The organism is Agarivorans sp. 1_MG-2023, assembly GCF_030548385.1.
Taxonomy (GTDB): Bacteria; Pseudomonadota; Gammaproteobacteria; order Enterobacterales; family Celerinatantimonadaceae; genus Agarivorans.
The window spans coordinates 29757-46774 of sequence record NZ_JAUOSJ010000009.1 but is presented as its reverse complement, the minus strand read 5'-3'; the positions used below and the strand labels follow the sequence as shown (position 1 = coordinate 46774).

Annotated in this window: 16 protein-coding genes; 9 read left to right on the top strand and 7 right to left on the bottom strand. The window is 43.3% G+C overall.

The window, feature by feature from the left end:
- Positions 1-68: 68 nt before the first annotated feature.
- Entirely contained in the window at positions 69-353 is a 285-nt protein-coding gene (locus Q4592_RS14035) for a SemiSWEET transporter (protein WP_303514144.1), read from the bottom strand.
- A 317-nt stretch (positions 354-670) separates the two neighbouring features.
- Between Q4592_RS14035 and Q4592_RS14030 the strand changes: the two genes are divergently transcribed.
- Positions 671-2794 (top strand): methyl-accepting chemotaxis protein, encoded by a 2124-nt coding sequence (locus tag Q4592_RS14030; protein WP_303514141.1) that lies wholly within the window; start codon positions 671-673, stop codon positions 2792-2794.
- Positions 2795-2875: 81 nt separating this feature from the next.
- Here the strand turns inward: Q4592_RS14030 and Q4592_RS14025 are convergent, their stop codons facing one another.
- Together Q4592_RS14025 and Q4592_RS14020 are read right to left on the bottom strand one after the other, a co-directional pair.
- Entirely contained in the window at positions 2876-3436 is a 561-nt protein-coding gene (locus Q4592_RS14025; RefSeq protein WP_303514138.1) for an outer membrane beta-barrel protein, read from the bottom strand.
- 264 nt (positions 3437-3700) lie between these two features.
- Positions 3701-5422 (bottom strand): sugar phosphorylase, encoded by a 1722-nt coding sequence (locus Q4592_RS14020; RefSeq protein WP_303514135.1) that lies wholly within the window; start codon positions 5420-5422, stop codon positions 3701-3703.
- Between the two features lie 420 nt (positions 5423-5842).
- Here Q4592_RS14020 and galU point away from each other — a divergent pair, with 420 nt between their 5' ends.
- A complete protein-coding gene (gene galU / locus Q4592_RS14015; protein WP_137671928.1) occupies positions 5843-6667 on the top strand; it encodes a UTP--glucose-1-phosphate uridylyltransferase GalU in 825 nt (274 codons plus the stop codon).
- Positions 6668-6688: 21 nt separating this feature from the next.
- On the opposite strand, the gene Q4592_RS14010 is transcribed toward galU, so the two are convergent.
- Both Q4592_RS14010 and Q4592_RS14005 read right to left on the bottom strand, forming a co-directional pair.
- On the bottom strand, positions 6689-7177 hold the full coding sequence (locus Q4592_RS14010) for a GNAT family N-acetyltransferase (protein WP_303514133.1): 489 nt from the start codon (positions 7175-7177) through the stop codon (positions 6689-6691).
- A gap of 227 nt (positions 7178-7404) precedes the next feature.
- Entirely contained in the window at positions 7405-7731 is a 327-nt protein-coding gene (locus Q4592_RS14005; RefSeq protein ID WP_137671471.1) for a hypothetical protein, read from the bottom strand.
- A 589-nt stretch (positions 7732-8320) separates the two neighbouring features.
- Here Q4592_RS14005 and Q4592_RS14000 point away from each other — a divergent pair.
- Positions 8321-9040: a hypothetical protein gene (locus Q4592_RS14000; protein ID WP_303514130.1), complete on the top strand. Its 720-nt coding sequence runs from the start codon at positions 8321-8323 to the stop codon at positions 9038-9040.
- 69 nt (positions 9041-9109) lie between these two features.
- Complete coding sequence (locus Q4592_RS13995; RefSeq protein ID WP_303514127.1) at positions 9110-11395, top strand: carbohydrate binding domain-containing protein; 2286 nt, start codon at positions 9110-9112, stop codon at positions 11393-11395.
- A 97-nt stretch (positions 11396-11492) separates the two neighbouring features.
- On the opposite strand, the gene Q4592_RS13990 is transcribed toward Q4592_RS13995, so the two are convergent.
- Entirely contained in the window at positions 11493-11771 is a 279-nt protein-coding gene (locus Q4592_RS13990) for a putative quinol monooxygenase (protein ID WP_303514124.1), read from the bottom strand.
- Between the two features lie 106 nt (positions 11772-11877).
- On the bottom strand, positions 11878-12297 hold the full coding sequence (locus Q4592_RS13985) for a gamma-glutamylcyclotransferase (protein WP_303514122.1): 420 nt from the start codon (positions 12295-12297) through the stop codon (positions 11878-11880).
- Between the two features lie 344 nt (positions 12298-12641).
- Between Q4592_RS13985 and rdgC the strand changes: the two genes are divergently transcribed.
- The 5 genes from rdgC (at position 12642) to Q4592_RS13960 (ending at position 16844) form a co-directional block, all read left to right on the top strand.
- Complete coding sequence (gene rdgC, locus Q4592_RS13980; RefSeq protein WP_303514119.1) at positions 12642-13550, top strand: recombination-associated protein RdgC; 909 nt, start codon at positions 12642-12644, stop codon at positions 13548-13550.
- Between the two features lie 178 nt (positions 13551-13728).
- Positions 13729-15096 carry a tRNA 5-hydroxyuridine modification protein YegQ gene (gene yegQ, locus Q4592_RS13975; RefSeq protein WP_303514116.1) on the top strand — a complete coding sequence of 456 codons (1368 nt, stop codon included), beginning with the start codon at positions 13729-13731 and terminating at the stop codon, positions 15094-15096.
- 3 nt (positions 15097-15099) lie between these two features.
- The gene (locus Q4592_RS13970; protein WP_303514113.1) at positions 15100-15372 is read left to right on the top strand and encodes a YfhL family 4Fe-4S dicluster ferredoxin; all 273 of its coding nucleotides are present in this window, start codon (positions 15100-15102) and stop codon (positions 15370-15372) included.
- Between the two features lie 133 nt (positions 15373-15505).
- The gene (locus Q4592_RS13965; protein ID WP_303514111.1) at positions 15506-16315 is read left to right on the top strand and encodes a helix-turn-helix domain-containing protein; all 810 of its coding nucleotides are present in this window, start codon (positions 15506-15508) and stop codon (positions 16313-16315) included.
- Positions 16316-16442: 127 nt separating this feature from the next.
- A complete protein-coding gene (locus tag Q4592_RS13960; RefSeq protein WP_303514109.1) occupies positions 16443-16844 on the top strand; it encodes a DUF1090 domain-containing protein in 402 nt (133 codons plus the stop codon).
- Positions 16845-17018: the final 174 nt, after the last annotated feature.

Sequence of the window (17018 nt, the reverse complement as noted above, 5' to 3'; positions counted from 1 at the left end):
CGGTAAACGACCTAAAACCTTTTAAGTGTAGTCAGCCTCACCGTCGGCATTGCGAAAGCAATAGCAGACTAGCGCTTTGATTGGTTTTTAGTTGCTCTAACACGTTGAATAATAGTCAAAATAAGCACCCAAGAAGCCAGAATGAAAGTAATAACATTAGCTACAAACACAGCCAAATCTTGAATCAAGAAACCGTATAACATCCATAAACCCACACCTGTAGTTAGAATGCTATACATCGACAAGGAAATACCTGAAACATTTTTGGTTTTAATAATCTGCAATACTTGTGGCACGAAAGAAAAAGTAGTGCAAGCGGCAGCAATCAGGCCTAAAACAGTCAGTGCGGTCATAATAAGTACACACAATAAAATTGGTAAACCAATATATCAAAATACTGTTAAATCAGCCGAGTATAAATGCCTATACACGTCACACTCTTAAAACTCTTTAGCTTTTGCATACTGATAAATTAGCGTGCGAGCATTAACCGAAGCCTCATTTATTGCACCACGATAAAACAAAGGCACCAAAACAGTTCGAAGTGTATATTAAAAGTATCACATGAAAATCTATCAACCCCACTATCACCACTAACGAGCCCCAAATGGATGCAAAGGCATATTTTTTGCTTAACCATGCAAAAATAATATAAATGGACTTAGGCTCAATGCATTTAACATCACAAGAAAAACACTGGTTGCCCATATTTGGACAGACCGGAAAACTGGCCATGCGTAAAGCATGTTGGCTAAATAGAGAACGTAAAGAACAGCTAAAGCAAACCTTTGAGAGCATTTCTAGCACGCGGGTAAAACTGCTGCATAGTTGGGCAAATACTCAATGGGACTTCTTACAAGACGCCATGTTTTATTTGGCCACCAAACCGCTAGCACAACAGCCCGAAGTATTGTCTCAGCTGCTAAGCCGAAACAACGATTTTTCGGAGCTATTTATCGTAGACCTACAGGGTAAAGTTACCGCTAGCAGCTTCCAACCTCACACTGGACAAATAGCCGCCAGTAAACAAGCCCTAGAGCAAGGTATAGCAAAACAATTTCTGCACGGACCTTATCAAGATCCACGCACACTTGCTCCTGGCGCATCTAGCTCAAAATTTCATGACCAAGTCACCTTAATGTTTTACCAACCCCTAGAGGTGAATGGCCAAATTGCCGGTTGCTTATGCGGACGGGTACCTAATGATGTGTTAGGTGACTTGATTCAACGTGAAGCCGGACATATTTATAGCGAATCTGGCGATAACTACATCTTTATGGTTGATGCAAACTTCGACCGCTCTATAAAGCCAGGCATCGCTTTATCGCGCTCCCGATTTGAAGACAACACCTTTTCTCACGGCGAAAACCTTAAATCGGGCGTAAGTACCGATTGGGGGACAGTAAAAGTGGCTAAGCATACTGAGTTTGAGATCCGTTTTACCGATCCCGCCACTAAAGACCTACATCCCGGTGTGCGTGAAACCATCAAGAATGGCAGCAATTTATTCATTGATTACCCCGGTTATTCTGATTACCGCCACATCCCCGTGGTAGGTAAAGGCATAACCTTCCAACTACGCGGTTCACCCGATGTGTGGGGCATGATGTGTGAAGCCGATTTGGAAGAAGTCTATCGTCATCGCTCACTCAGCCACAAGTTAAGTAATAAATACTTGCTTAGCTCTCTGTTTAGCATTGTGCCGCCGCTAGTTATCGCCAATCAATTCAGCTTAAGCGTGAATCAACTGGCCGGTTTACTGTTGCTGTTTTCAGCCCTTAGCTGGCTAGCGTTTAAGCAAATTGTTGCAGCACCTTTAGCCAAGCGTTTAGAGAAAATGAGTGGTGTCATTCAAACCATTGCCGAAGGTGATGGCGATTTAAAACGCCGCTTAGATGCCAGCAGGTTTCGACCCGATGAAACCGGCGACCTAGGCCGCTGGATCAATAGCTTTATTGATAATCTAGAAGGCGTAGTAGGTGGTATTATCTATGCTTCAAATGAAGTAAAACAAGTAAGTAGCTCAATGCTCCGCCGCTGTGGAGCGGTAGATAACTGCACCCAGCAAACATCAAACTCTATCGATTCATTGCTTAATCTCGCTCAACACCAACAAGGCGAAATTATCAAAGCCACTCAATCAGCAGAAAACCTTCAACAAGTAATGAGCAATATGGTTGAAAGCGCCGAAACTGAATACCAACATGCAGTAGAAAATACCCAAGAGATCAAACGAATAGTTGAGGCGTCAGCCAAAAGTGTTAACCACGTAAACAACGAAATGAAGCAGATTGAAGACATTGTTAAACTGATTACGGGTATTACAGAACAAACCAATCTACTGGCCTTAAACGCCGCCATTGAAGCAGCCCGCGCAGGTGAACACGGCAGAGGTTTTTCGGTGGTCGCCGATGAAGTAAGGCACCTTGCCACAAGAACATCGGAAGCGGCCAACCACATTGGTAACACCATGGGTAAGCTGCGTTCACAAACCGAGACCGCAGTGGACTACATGGAGCAAGGCGTTAAAAATGTTGACCAAAGCTCTGCCCTACTCGATTCCGGCCAACGTAGCGAAGAACTGCAACACGCAGTGGAAAGCATGTTTAACACCATTAACCTGATTGCCGGAAACAGCGAGCGGCATAGCGAAACTGCCGAGCAGGCTCAAGTGACGACCTCTTCCTTAGAGCTATCATCACAGCAACTAACTCGCCGAACGACCTTGGTTAAAAACTCGATTATTCGCCTACATCAACTGGTAGAGCGCTTTGAAGTGACCAAAGCCGCATAAGCAACCATCATCCTTAAACTAAAAAACCAGCGCTTGGCGCTGGTTTTTTATTTAGCTAAATATTTTAAGCTAAGCCCAAGCCTAGAACTTGTATTTAGCGCCAAAGTAAAAGCTAGAGTAATCAACTGATAGACTATCTATATCTGCAGCAACATTTTTATAGCCTAGCGCCAAACCGAATCTGTTTGCATCGTAACCCGCTTCAAGACCGTAGGTAAAACCGAATCCATCATCTTCAGCTTTATTAGAGCCTTGATAGTCTCTAACTTCAAGTTCTACGCTATATGAGCCTACACCGACCAATCCAGCTAGGTACAAGCCACTATCTGAAAACTTGTAAGTAGGTTTTACATTTAACGACAAGCCTGAACCAGTTGTTTCCATGCTAAGACCATTATTACTCATCGTGTTGCTTCCCATATATAGGTATTCGATTTCGCCGTCGATAAGCCAACCGCCATCTAAATCGAAGCGCTTACCGAAAGCGAACGACGCCCCTAAATCAAGATCTTGACTCAGTGCGTCAATGTCAATTGTACCGGTAGGAAGTAAGTTTAGACCTACGTAAAAATCTCGAGGAGCATCAGATGCATTGGCGCCAAATGCCAACAAACTTAGGCCAATTAATGCTGCTTTTTTCATTGCATATCCTTATACATAAATTGCAGAAATCGTTTTGCGAAGTCTTAGGCCTTTAATACTTTAAAAGTAAAATAAGGCAAAAGAACAATGGCGGATTAAACAGCAAATTGGTGAACCAATCAAGAGTGAAATTTATCTTTTTGTAGACAAATCTCTCATCTTTGACAAAAGATTCAATAAAGCATAAAAACCTTATAAAACAAACAAAAAGAATGAAAAAATTAAGCAACACAATAGTAAAGAAACAACTATTGGTATACCAATTTACAAATCTAGCACTAACCACAGCACCTGATAAGGTTTGAGCTTATGCTCAGCCAGTATCACTTTTTCATCACTGAGTAAGTCTTCACACTCAGCTTGATAAGCCTGTGGTAGCTGCGCGTAGTGCTCTATTTGTTGTGGGTATTTGGTCAAGTTAAACACGGCCAACAAGCCATTGCGCTTGGCGCCGTCGTCTGCAGTTCTTGGGGCATCGCCTCGCTGTAATACAAACAGGGCATCGCCACAGTCATAAACCCGCTGAGCCGATTCAGGATGAAAAGCCCCAATGGTTTTACGTAAGGCCAATAAGTCTCGATAGCGTTGAAACACTTGGGCTTGCGAGCTGTGCTCTTGAGCAAGCAATGCTTCAAACTCTTCACGCTGCCAGCGATGGCGGTTAATCGAGCGAGTGCGGCCAGTTTGCTCAACCAAGGTATGGTCATTAGCCGTAGCGGTTAAACTATGAATATACACTCCCGGTATGCCTTGCAAACTCAACAGCAGTTTTTGGCTGCATAAAAAGCGCTCTACTTGCCATTGGTCTGAACCAGTACGGGTACCTTGCAGGGCATCAAATAATGAAATATTCAATTCATAAGGGTTTTGAGTGCCGTCGCCGTTCGACTTCATGCTCACAAAACCACCGAAGTTGTGCACCGATTCCGCTAAATCTGTAATTTCGTGCTTAGGTATGATTTGCTCTACCGCTCTCACGCCAATGCCGTCGTGCGATGCAACAAAGTTAAAATAGTTACAACCTTTAGGCAGCGCGACTAAATCACGCGCCCAAGCCGTAAGGTAGTGTCCATTACCACGGTTTAAGGCATGTAATAACAGGGGTGGCAGTGCAAACTGGTAAACCATATGCGCTTCGTCACCTTGGCCAAAATAACTGATATTTTCCTGATGAGGCACGTTAGTTTCGGTAATCAATACCAAGTTGGGATCCAACTGCTGCATAACCCAGCGCAGCAACTTCACTACTGAATGAGTTTGCGGTAAATGAATACAGTTGGTACCCAGTATCTTCCATACAAAGGCCACCGCATCTAAGCGTACAAATCGCGCACCTTGTTCTAAGTAGTAAATAAAAATATCGAGAAAGGCTAACATCACTTTTGGATTAGAGAAGTCTAGGTCGATTTGGTCGTCACTAAAGGTTGCCCAAACGTGTTTCAAACCTTCACGCGTATACACATCCACAATTAGAGGGCTAGTTCTAGGGCGGGTTACCGCGCTGTAATCTAGCTTCGGATCAGACTCTACAAAGTAGTCTTTGCCCTCGCCCGACCCATTCACAAAATCGTTAAACCACAAGCTTTGGCGCGAGCAATGATTCATAACCAAATCAAACATAAGCTCAAAATCTTGGTTAAGTGTGGCAATATCACTCCAATCGCCAAGGTTGTAATTCACTTGTTTGTAGTCGATGACAGAAAAGCCATCGTCTGAGCTAAATGGGAAAAACGGCAATATATGTACTGAGCTGATTAAGCCAGTTAGATATTCCCGCAAAAATTGATGCAAACTTTGCAAAGGCATTAAACCCTTGCTGAGCACACTATCGCCATAAGTAATGAGAATGAGGTCTTGCTCAGACCATGCTTGATAACGAGGAAAGCTTGATTTAACCCGCTCCACTTTACTCAAGATTTGTTGGGCTAAGTTTGTGTCTAGTTCTGTTCCGTAGATTTTAGTAAGCAGCTGCTCGAGTTCATCCATGTAGGGTCCTCAATAATGGCTTTTGATTCTCATCTAAGAACGTTTCCAATTACTGTGCCAATCACTCAATAATCAAACTCGATTCGCTGCACAATCATAAGTGACTGTATAAAAAGACCTTTAATCAAATTGATTGCACTTAAAGCAACACCTATCTCTAAACCGCAAGGCGGGTCATCCGGCATCAATGCTCGCTTTTAACGCAAGCTAATGATGCATTCATCTATTTCGCACCAACAAGGTGCAAACACAACCTGAGTAACCCTTAAGTGATATCAAAGGAAAATCTATCATTTATCATTAAAACAAACACTTAGCACTATAGTGGCCGCTTGCTGGCATCGCTCTTGCTGGGTAACAGTAGATGTTAATAAACCCGCACTCATTAAGAATGTAAGGTTACAAGGAGTTCCAATGACCATGATAAAGAAATGTTTATTTCCCGTAGCTGGCTATGGTACCCGCTTTTTACCGGCCACTAAATCTATGCCGAAAGAAATGCTTCCTATTGTAAACAAGCCACTCGTGCAATACGGCGTAGAAGAAGCGGTTGCCGCAGATATGAGCGACATGGCTTTTATTACCGGTCGAGGTAAACGCGCGATTGCCGACCACTTCGACATTAGTTATGAGTTAGAGAACGAAATTGCAGGCACCAGCAAGGAAGAGTATTTAAAAGAAATCCGCCATCTGGTCGACAATGTTAACTGTACCTACACTCGCCAAAAGAAAATGATGGGATTAGGCCATGCGGTTCTTTGTGGCGAAACACTGATTGGCCAAGAACCTTTTGGCGTAGTGTTAGCCGACGATTTATGTTTTGGTGATGACGGTGGCGTATTGGCCCAAATGACCAAACTCTACGAACAATTCCGTTGCTCAATTATTGCGGTAATGGAGGTGCCCCTTGAAGAGGCTCATAAATACGGGGTCATTGAAGGTGAAGCCTTACGAGATGACTTATTTCGTGTTACTTCAATGGTAGAAAAACCCGCCAAAGGCGAAGAGCCCTCTAACCTTGCGGTAATAGGCCGCTATATTCTTACTCCCGATATTTTTAGCTTAATTCGCGATACCAAACCAGGGAAAAATGGCGAAATTCAATTAACCGATGCGCTGTTAACCCAGGCACAAAATGGTTGTGTAATGGCGTATAAATTTAAAGGGAAACGTTTTGATTGCGGCAGTGTTGAGGGCTTTGTTGAAGCCACCAATTACTGCTTCGAGAACTTATACGGTAAGTAAGTGCTAACATCAGTGCCAGCGTTAAGGCGTTGGCACTGGTTCTACCAAAGCCGGTTGTAAATTAAAACCCATGTGAACCAGAGTATATCCGGTATAACGCTCTGGCCTTTTCCACACTACCTCGAAACGATGGCGCAAGTAAAAGCAAAAAGCTTCTGAATTATCGGCAAATAAATGCAATACCAAGCGCGAACGCAAACTCTTGGCTAGTTCTAATAGCTGTGAGCCAATGCCTTTACGTTGCCAACTTGGCGACACAAATAATGCGATGAGCTTTTCGTCCATCAGTGCTAAAAAGCCGCAAACCTGTCCTGCCACTTCGGCAACCCAAACCTCAGATTTAAATTGGTACAAACGCTGCAGCGCATCTTGTCGCTCCCACCAGTATTTACCGGGCAAAAAATCATGTGCGCGCAAACTGGCAGCAAGCCAAATATCGCCAATTTCTTCGTAATCGTTTTGCTCGGCTTTGCGGAGTGTTAATCCCGCAGCGTTAGTAAAAGAGTTCAAAGCACTTGCTTCACTTTCTGTTCATAGATTAATCATTATGGGTAATTAGGAAAAATCGCAGTGTGAATTAGATCGTGTTCTACTTGCTCATGCCCGACATAGATCACAAGGTGTTAACAAAATCGCAAATGATTCGCTTAACACCTATCTACGCGTACTGGTTTTCAGGTTTTCAGAAGCCATAACCAGATGACAGTTTGACTCTGTGATGCTGCTTCAGTTAAGGCTTACGGTACTGGGGTAATAGTGGAGATGTCACAAAAGCTATTATATTGACGGGTTTGGGCTTCCAGTTTTACTTTCTTACCTGAACCAGCCAATTGAGTGAGCAATAAAGAGTATTCTTCAAACTGCGGATGCTCACTGAGCAAATACAAACCTCCTTGGCTTGCGGGACAACTATTGATGCTAGGTGCAGGTAACACTGCAACCAAAAGGCCTTGTTTAACTTCTTTCACGTTTTCGATACTTAACTGCGAAGGCAAATTAGCTAATTCAGCATGTGACGTTGATATAAACAGCAAGGAGGCAAACGCCAAAACAATTTTTCTCATAAATATCTCCAACAACAACGAGGTTAATAATGCACTTAACCAACTTAGTTTACGCCAAACCAGCAAGCCGCCCTAGGTATTCACTGCATTTTTGCAAAACCTGCCACAGCAAAAATAGCCCTAAGAAATAATTCATTAAAGTGAATAACAAAACATAAGAGAAATAATCGCCGCCAGCTACAATTATTTACCGAGCTCGCTACTTTACAAGGTAGCTAGCGCGATACGCTTCAATATTTCCTAAAAGCCGATTTAAAATGCATAAATACAAAACATCAGCAGATGCTATATTTTTTGTAAAAGTCTCTGGAAAATAGGCTTAATATTATTTACTATTCGCTCAATTAACTCATAACCAACTGTAAAAATAGAATTGTGGTTAAGATGTAGAGTTTTTGCTCTTTTGATGATGTAGCCATCACGGTGGTTTACATTTGACAAAAACGAGAAACCAACATGATTTTTTATTCTAGATTTACGCATATAAGTGACTAACCGACACGTCACCTTCTGAGCGTTTTTCAGCAAAATATATAATCGCAATCATCTATCGATTCACCCAAATTAAAGTAGCACAAGGAGTGTTTTTATGGGCCTTAACAAATTATCATATTATATTGTTTTATCAGTGGTTTGTGGCAGCGTTTATTACATTAGCTCTAACGCCCGCCAATCAGGACAAGTCCATCACCTACACCCAGACAATTCCTTAGTAGAAACCGTTACTCAACCCAAACCAACCCCACCCAGCGCAAATGAGGCATCGCATTCTCAAACAAGGCTACAACAGCCTAAATTACCGGAAAACATCGCCGAGCCTAGCCTCGTCCCACCGTCTGCCATTACCGAGACCGCAGACCTAACACTATGGCGCGGTTCAGAACAAGGTGTTCCCAGTGATTATCAGGACATTGAGGATCCTCGAGTAAATCGAGCGTACTTTGAGCTCAACTCATTAGCATTCACATCTATTACCGATGGCAAACAATTTGACCTGCATATTCCACAAATAGATCAACACTTTGAAGTATTAGGTACCCAAGTAGAATTTCACCAAAACGGTGACCGAACAATTACTGGCAAGATACTTGACCTTGATGGACATAGTTATTCAGTGGTATTCACCCACGGCGAACATGGCACCTTTGGCAATGTCACCACACCGCAAGGGTCATACGTAATAGAGAGCAATAACGCCGACGGGTGGATAGCCTCGGCGACTGACTTACACAATCTACAAGACTTTTCTAAACCTGATTACATCGTGCCAAATCCAAACAACCATCTGCAACCAACACCAGAAATCTAAATAACAACAATAAAACCTACTTACACAGCAAGGATGCCGCGAGCTTAGTGGCCAATCAAAGGAAATGAGATGAAGAAAACAATTAAGTCATCGTGGTTAAAATCACTCTCAGGTGCAGCATTAACTTGCACTATTGCGCTTAGCGCTAACCAAGCGCTGGCACTAGATACCATTGATGTAATGGTGCTTTACGATGATGCAGCAGAAGTTGACCGCCGCGGTGCGATAGAAACCTACATCAACCAAATAGTCGCGTATAGCAACTCAGCATACGAAGCCAGTAACATGAGTGTTCGAATGCGTTTAGTACACCAACAAAAATTTACCGGCGTAAATGCTACCGCGTTAGATGGAACAGCCTTAGACAATTTAGTAAATAACGCCCAAGTAAAAGAGCTGCGCGCCGAATATGGCGCTGATGTAGTGGCCATGCTAACCAAGGCCACGGGAGGCATTTGTGGTTTAGGTTATGTTGGTACTGGTAGTAATGGGAAAATGAACGATTGGTTCAAAAACTACATGTACTCTATCTCAGGCTCTAACTGCGGTGGGGCAACTTTTGCTCACGAGGTTGGCCACAATATGGGCCTAGCCCACGACCGCAAACAAGACACCGCTGGTGGGGTTTTCCCATACGGCATGGGCCACGGCGTAGATTATAGTTTTGCCACTATTATGGCTTACGCTCACTTATATAATGCGCCATCGGTAGATGTATTCTCTAATCCACGCATTGCCAGTTGTAAGAACCAACCTTGCGGGGTAGACGCATCCTTCTCTAACAGCGCAGACTCAGCCTTAGCGGTAAACCAAATTTCTGCACAAATGGCCGCCTTCTATCCTTCTAAGGTTGTCGATCCTGTTGATCCGGTAGACCCCGTTGACCCTGTTGATCCGGTAGAACCGATAGTGCCAGATTCAATTAACCCAGTACCGGTTATCGACGACAACATCATCACTAACGCTAGCTTTGAAGAAGGCTTAACGCCGTGGTTTGGTCAATATGATTCAGCGATAGCCCTTAACGATGTACGTCGTTTTACCGGTGAGAAAAGCTTACGTTCATACGATCGTAAATACAGCTATGCAGGCCCGGCGTTTCAGTTAAGCAACAAATTACAAGCGGGTGAAAAATACAATTACTCAGCAGCGATAAAACTGCTTGGTGAAGGCAGTCAAAAACTAAACGCCACGCTGTCGGTAGAAGACCAAAACGGACATCGTTTTCAATCAATTGGCGCAACAATGATTAACCCAGACGGTTGGGTAACGCTTGAAGGCACTATTGATTTAACCACTAGCACAAACTTAAAAGGCGCTTATATATTGTTCTATGGCCCAGAAGTAGGCCGTGAATTCTACTTAGACCAAGTTAGCTTAGTAAACCAAAATCCTAATGGCGGTGAAGAAGCCGATCCCATCAATCCAGTGCCAGAGATTGAAGGCAACTTGGTAAGTAATGCCAGTTTTGAACAAGGATTAGAACCTTGGCTTGGTCAGTACAATTCACAAGTGAGCGAATCGGCGATGGCCCGCGCAACTGGCGAATACAGTTTACGCTCGCATGGGCGAACGAAAAACTATGCGGGTCCTGCTATTTACTTAAGCAAGGAACTAACACCGGGGCAAAAATATCAAATTAAAGGCTCGGTTAAACTGCTAGGCACAGGCTCTCAACCCGCTCAGGCTACCTTAGCAATTACCGATAACAATGGCTTCCGCTTCATAAGTCTTGGCAAAAGCGCGATGAACGGTGAGCAATGGAGCGAGTTTGTTGCAGAGTTAGATTTGTCTAGCTCCACCAGCATCGAGTCAGCTTATTTGATGTTCTATGGCCCAGAAGCAGGTCGCGAGTTTTATTTAGACCAAGTGTCGGTAGTCAGCTTAGGAGCAGACATTCCGCCTCAAGAGCCTGTCAACCTATTAGGTAATGGTAGCTTTGAATCAGGCAACGCTGCGAGTTGGCAGTCGGGATATTCGGCCACTACTCGCGTTACAGATACTGCCTATTTAGGTAACTATGGGCTATCTAGTAGCAAGCGAACCGAGTGGTATCACGGCCCTAAACAGCTAATCACCACTAAACTTAAAAACGGCGCTACCTACCAATTAGACGCTTGGGTTCGCATGGCATCAGGTTCAGATAAAATTGAAACCCGCCTTTACTACCAAGATAGCAGCGGTTACCACTGGGTACGCCTTGATCAAGTAACTGGCACCACGGCATGGTCGCCACTTAGCAGCCAGTTTACGCTTAATTATACAGGCACCCTAAAAGAAGCCGCCCTGCACTTCTTTGGCCCCGCTAGCGGAAGCTCTTTTATGCTAGATGAAGCGGTATTGATCGAGCAGTAAGAAGCAAAAACTAAGTAACAAAAAAAGGCCTCTGTTTGAGGCCTTTTTTATAAATCAGCGCGTTGCGCAGTCTCGAAGTAAGGCTTTCAATTTTACCTTAGGCAGTGGTTATCTGATAATGCCTTTCAACACCTTTGGTTACCTCACCCCAATAAGAGGCTTTAACCCTAGCTTGATGACAGTCAAATGCAGCTTGGTTAATAAACACTTCATACACATTAAATTGCTTCGGATTAATCTCATCAGGCTCAACCCTAAACACCAAACAGCCTTCTTCGGCTAAGGTGAGTTGTTTGTGATGAATCAGCGCACATTTTACCGTTTCAAGATTGGCGTCGCTAACTATGATAAAGCCTTGCAGAATGACTGTAGACAAGCAGCTACTCCTGAATAACATAGAATGGTTAATCGCTAGTGGCAGCACTATCGCTTAGACAAAGTATAAAGAACCTCACTCACTCTGCCCTATGCCAAACCAAGCGCTAAGAAGAACGGCGACGGTAAAGCTGAGCATCCTCAGCCGAGTACTCGCCCGTTAGTTCTCGTTTAACGTCCTTAGGGTTTACCTGCTCTCTAGGTTTACCATAAGCATATACAACAAACGGGTTATTGCTAACCTTACAACGAACACACATCTCAACCCTGTTATAGCCATCTGGCTCGGTAATACGTTCCAATTTATCCATTACAGCGAGTGCTTTATCAGAGACTTGAAATACCTGCCCTGAAATTCGACTTCCTGAACCTTTTTGCAAAACTAACCAAGGTGAATAGCGCTCTCCCACAAGATACAAAGGGTAACGTTCAATTGTTTCAAACTCACCCCGAAATCGAACGCCGCTATTCGACCGATAGTTAGGGAATCCTTCTTTCAAGGTTCCAAACACAAATACCTTAGGCAAATGACCTCCTTTGTTTACTCAATTAGCACTAAGCAATAGCGGCAAGATTCGACGGCGTAGTTATTCACTAATTCACTCTGCAACCTGGCGCTAATATATTGATAATAGGTAGATTACTCTGCTCTCTCAAGATCAAATACATTTAGAAAATATACATTTACGGCATCTTTAAAGGCGTACAAGAAAGCACAATAAGCCATGCTTTTGATTTACCGCTCTTGTTAAAGCCCCAAGATTAATTTTAAGTCCACATTCAGCGCCTCAAAAAAACCAACATTGCCGCCTGACAAGTCAATCAGTTTTGGTAGAATAGCGCCCCTAATTTATCAAAGAGCTATTCCGTTATGTGGTTTAAAAATCTAATGCTGTTCCGAATTACCAACGAACTGGAACTTGAACCAGAAAAGCTAGACGCTACGCTAGACGAGCTAAGCTTTAGCCCTTGCGGAAGCCAAGACATCAGCAAATTTGGTTGGGTAACGCCAATGGGTAAATTTGGCCAAAGCTTTACTCACGTTATCGGTAACGAATACCTGGTATGTGCCAAGAAAGAAGAAAAGATGCTACCGGCATCGGTGATTCGCGATACCTTAGCCGACAAAGTTGAGTTAATTGAGCAAGAGCAGCAGCGCCCGCTTAAAAAAGCTGAGAAAGACGCACTAAAAGAAGAAATTGTGATGACGCTATTACCGCGCGCATTTTCTCGCACTAGCCTAACTTACGCTTGGGTAAGCCCAGATAACAACTTAATCGCTGTTGACGCAGGTAGCGCCAAAAAGGCCGAAGAAGTGATTTCTTTATTGCGTAAGTCTTTAGGCAGTTTACCGGTTACCCCGATTAAATTAGCCAACCAAGCAGATGTGACCATGACTGATTGGCTAAACGAGAAAGCCATTCCAGCTAACTTTGAACTAGGTGAAGAAGCCGAACTGCGCAGCGCGCTAGAAGGCGGCGGTATTATTCGTTGTAAAGAGCAAGACCTATTCAGCGATGAAATCAAAGTACACCTAGATGCCGACAAGTTCGTGACTAAACTAGAGCTGACCTGGGCTGATTCTATTCGCTTTTTAATTAGCGAAGACATGAGCATTAAAGGCGTTAAGTTTACCGATACCATCACTGAGCAAAACGAAGACATTGATAAAAGTGATGTTGCCGCTCGATTTGATGCCGATTTCGCCCTAACCAGTGGCGAACTGACTAAAATGATCCCTGATCTTATCGCAGCCTTAGGCGGCGAATTAACCAGCTAAGTCCTCACAATTACTTACCTCATTCACCAACCATTAACATAGTTTCAAGTACTTATTAATTGGTTGGTGATTTTTTAGCCAAAAGCATTGCAAGCCCTGTTCTCTCCGCGTAAAATGCGCGCCCTTATTGTGCTGCTCGCAGCCTTCCTCAATGATTCGACTCAGACCCGGAGCTTTGATGTTTACACCAGAATTACTGTCACCTGCTGGCAGCTTAAAAAACATGCGTTACGCTTTTGCCTACGGTGCAGACGCAGTTTACGCAGGTCAGCCTCGCTACTCTTTGCGTGTTCGTAATAACGAATTTAATGCCGAGAATTTACAGCTAGCGATCAACGAAGCTCACGCGCAAAACAAAAAGCTCTACATGGTAAGTAACATTGCCCCGCACAACGCTAAGTTAAAAACTTACCTGCGCGACATTGAGCCCATTATTGCCATGAAGCCTGATGCCTTAATTATGTCTGATCCAGGCATGATTATGATGGTGCGAGAAGCCTTTCCAGACCAAACTATTCACTTGTCGGTTCAAGCCAACGCGATTAACTGGGCAACCGTTAAGTTTTGGCACCAGCAAGGGGTTGAACGGGTTATTTTGTCGCGCGAGTTATCGCTAGACGAAATCGAAGAAATTCGTATGCAAGTGCCAGAAATGGAACTTGAAGTGTTTGTGCATGGCGCCTTATGTATGGCCTACTCTGGCCGCTGTTTGTTGTCTGGCTACATTAACAAACGCGATCCTAACCAAGGCACCTGTACTAACTCATGCCGCTGGAAATACAACGCACACGAAGCCAAAGAAAACGAAGTGGGCGACATTATTGCCGCCCAACCACAAATAGTAGAGCCAACTTTAGGCGCTGGCGCCCCTAGCGACCAAGTATTCTTGCTTCAAGAACAAGGCCGCCCTAACGAATACATGCCCGCTTTTGAAGACGAGCACGGCACCTACATTATGAATTCAAAAGATTTGCGTGCGATACAACACGTAGAACGTTTGACTAAAATGGGTGTTCATTCACTTAAAATTGAAGGCCGTACTAAGTCTTTCTATTACTGCGCCCGTACCGCTCAGGTTTATCGCCAAGCGATTAACGATGCAGTTGCAGGCAAGCCTTTCGACCCAAGCCTAATGGGTACCTTAGAAAACCTTGCCCACCGCGGCTACACCGAAGGGTTCTTGCGTCGTCATACTCATGATGAGTACCAAAACTACGACTATGGCTATTCGATTAGCGATACCCAGCAGTTTGTGGGCGAAGTGGCGGGTCGTAACGCTGCTGGCCTTGCTGAAGTCACCGTTAAGAACAAGTTCTTATTAGGTGACACCCTTGAGTTAATGACGCCACAAGGCAACCTTAACTTTAAATTAGACCACCTAGAAAACAAAAAAGGTGAGCTAATTGACGACGCCAAAGGCAGTGGCCACACGGTATTTTTACCAGTGCCAGAGAATGTAGATTTAGAGCACGCGCTAATTATGCGTAACTTACAATCTGGACAAGATACCCGTAACCCGCATCAAGCTGGCGAAGTGAAGGCTTAAGCAATGGCCCTGCTAATTAGCAAAAAGTGCATCAACTGCGACATGTGCGAGCCAGAATGTCCTAACCAAGCTATTTCTTACGATGGCATTATTACGGTTATCGACCCAGAGCGCTGCACCGAATGTAAAGGCCACTACGAGCGCCCTACTTGCATTGATGTATGCCCAATCGATTGCATCGCAGTAGACCCTGCACACAAAGAGACCGAAGACCAACTTTACGATAAGTTTGTCGCTCTGCACGGTGATTTATTGATTGCTAAAGGCTCTGCTTAAAGCTTAATTGCTCACCACGAACTAACAAGCCGCAGCGAATCGCTGCGGCTTTTCTTTTTCTTCCTCAAAGTCTGTGAGGTACTATAATAAAACGTTAATACGCTGATATTTAGCGGAAACTTATAGGGTCTAAATGAATCGAGATAATTTTCCTACTGAGCTAAAAAGGCTTCGTGAAGAGCGCAATTTATCGCAAGAAGACATGGCCACCTTACTGGCTAATTCGCATAGAGTTTTCGATGGTGTTAATCAAGTTACGATAAGTAAATGGGAACGAGGAGATACAAAAACCAGTTTGCTTAGGCGTTTAGGTATTTCCAGCTATTTATCCATTCAGTATGAATATGATGCCAAAGAATTGGATACGCTTTCACCTTCAATCAAGCTTAGTGACATTCCAGTAAATCAAGATATATCCTATAGTTATTCAATAGATAGTGTTGATTGTTATACAACAAAATCCATCCCGAGCGAGTCGTGGAATGACATATTGGCTATCCATTCAAAATTATACTCTTTAGACTTTATGACGTTTTATAACGCTGACCACTTATCGGTTGACGATATTGTTATTCTGGTTTTTTACTGTAAAGGGTTAATGGTTGGTCATATTCTTTATGATGACAGAACAAATATGCTGTTAAGTATTGGCTCTATTAGCTTGTCGATTAGGAAACAAGTGCTTCAATACATGGCTGAAAGCATCACTAAAAAATCTTTTATTATTCCCGTTCACGATCCTGCAATGGCACAGTTTTTATACGATTTATATTTGGAACCTAAGCGGTCTATGTTTGGTCTGTTCCTCTTTACCGTTGAGCCCCAATTGCTGGCAACCAATCCGTTTTATCAAAATCTGTCGGAGAATGGTGACCAATCATTCAAGTACTTTCGGTATTACAGTCAAAAAAGCAAAAAGAAAAGTATCGAATTCCTACTGTAATTTTTACGTTCTTATTACCAATATATCATTCGTATTTAATTAACTATAAAACAATATAGTCCCTGATATTTTTTACCTGTAAATTTCATTTCTTTATTCTCTAACTAAGTTTACAGCAGGCTATTTCATGTTTAATCCTGACATCAAGATATTGTTATTTATACCTTTGTTACTCCTACCTCTCACCGTATCTGCTTCTGATTGCTCAGAGCAAATTGGCTGTAAAAGAAAGGCTTGTGAAATTCAGAGTAAAATAACTATCGCTAAAGCAAACGGGCACAGTGATAAACTTGATGGCTTGAATGACGCCTTAGCGCAAGTGAGTACGCACTGCACCAACGATGGTTTAAGAGATGAGTTATTGGAAAAAATTGAAGAGTCGCAAAGTGATGTCGATGAGTATCGCTCAGAACTCGATGAAGCCTATACTTATAATGAAGAAGATAAAATTCTTAAGTACCAGAGAAAGATCGAAGAAGAGCAACATAAAATCAACCAAAATGAAAAAGCCTTGTCTCTGCTCCCATAAAGCCTATAGACAAGCAGCCAGTTTTACCAAAGGGACTCAAATACCGTTTGAGCCCCTTTTGGCTTTGTTAGTTTACATTTGCTCGCCAAAAGCAAAACATTAACCGAGCCACTAGAGACACTTAAGCAAACAGCGGCACAATTAACGGACAAAGTAAGGCGCTAAATGTTGCGC

Coding starts and splice junctions, on each gene's coding strand:
- Q4592_RS14035 (WP_303514144.1), bottom strand. CDS start 353: ATGACCGCACTGACTGTTTTAGGCCTGATTGCTGCCGCTTGCACTACT.
- Q4592_RS14030 (WP_303514141.1), top strand. CDS start 671: ATGCATTTAACATCACAAGAAAAACACTGGTTGCCCATATTTGGACAG.
- Q4592_RS14025 (WP_303514138.1), bottom strand. CDS start 3,436: ATGAAAAAAGCAGCATTAATTGGCCTAAGTTTGTTGGCATTTGGCGCC.
- Q4592_RS14020 (WP_303514135.1), bottom strand. CDS start 5,422: ATGGATGAACTCGAGCAGCTGCTTACTAAAATCTACGGAACAGAACTA.
- galU (WP_137671928.1), top strand. CDS start 5,843: ATGATAAAGAAATGTTTATTTCCCGTAGCTGGCTATGGTACCCGCTTT.
- Q4592_RS14005 (WP_137671471.1), bottom strand. CDS start 7,731: ATGAGAAAAATTGTTTTGGCGTTTGCCTCCTTGCTGTTTATATCAACG.
- Q4592_RS14000 (WP_303514130.1), top strand. CDS start 8,321: ATGGGCCTTAACAAATTATCATATTATATTGTTTTATCAGTGGTTTGT.
- Q4592_RS13995 (WP_303514127.1), top strand. CDS start 9,110: ATGAAGAAAACAATTAAGTCATCGTGGTTAAAATCACTCTCAGGTGCA.
- rdgC (WP_303514119.1), top strand. CDS start 12,642: ATGTGGTTTAAAAATCTAATGCTGTTCCGAATTACCAACGAACTGGAA.
- yegQ (WP_303514116.1), top strand. CDS start 13,729: ATGTTTACACCAGAATTACTGTCACCTGCTGGCAGCTTAAAAAACATG.
- Q4592_RS13970 (WP_303514113.1), top strand. CDS start 15,100: ATGGCCCTGCTAATTAGCAAAAAGTGCATCAACTGCGACATGTGCGAG.
- Q4592_RS13965 (WP_303514111.1), top strand. CDS start 15,506: ATGAATCGAGATAATTTTCCTACTGAGCTAAAAAGGCTTCGTGAAGAG.
- Q4592_RS13960 (WP_303514109.1), top strand. CDS start 16,443: ATGTTTAATCCTGACATCAAGATATTGTTATTTATACCTTTGTTACTC.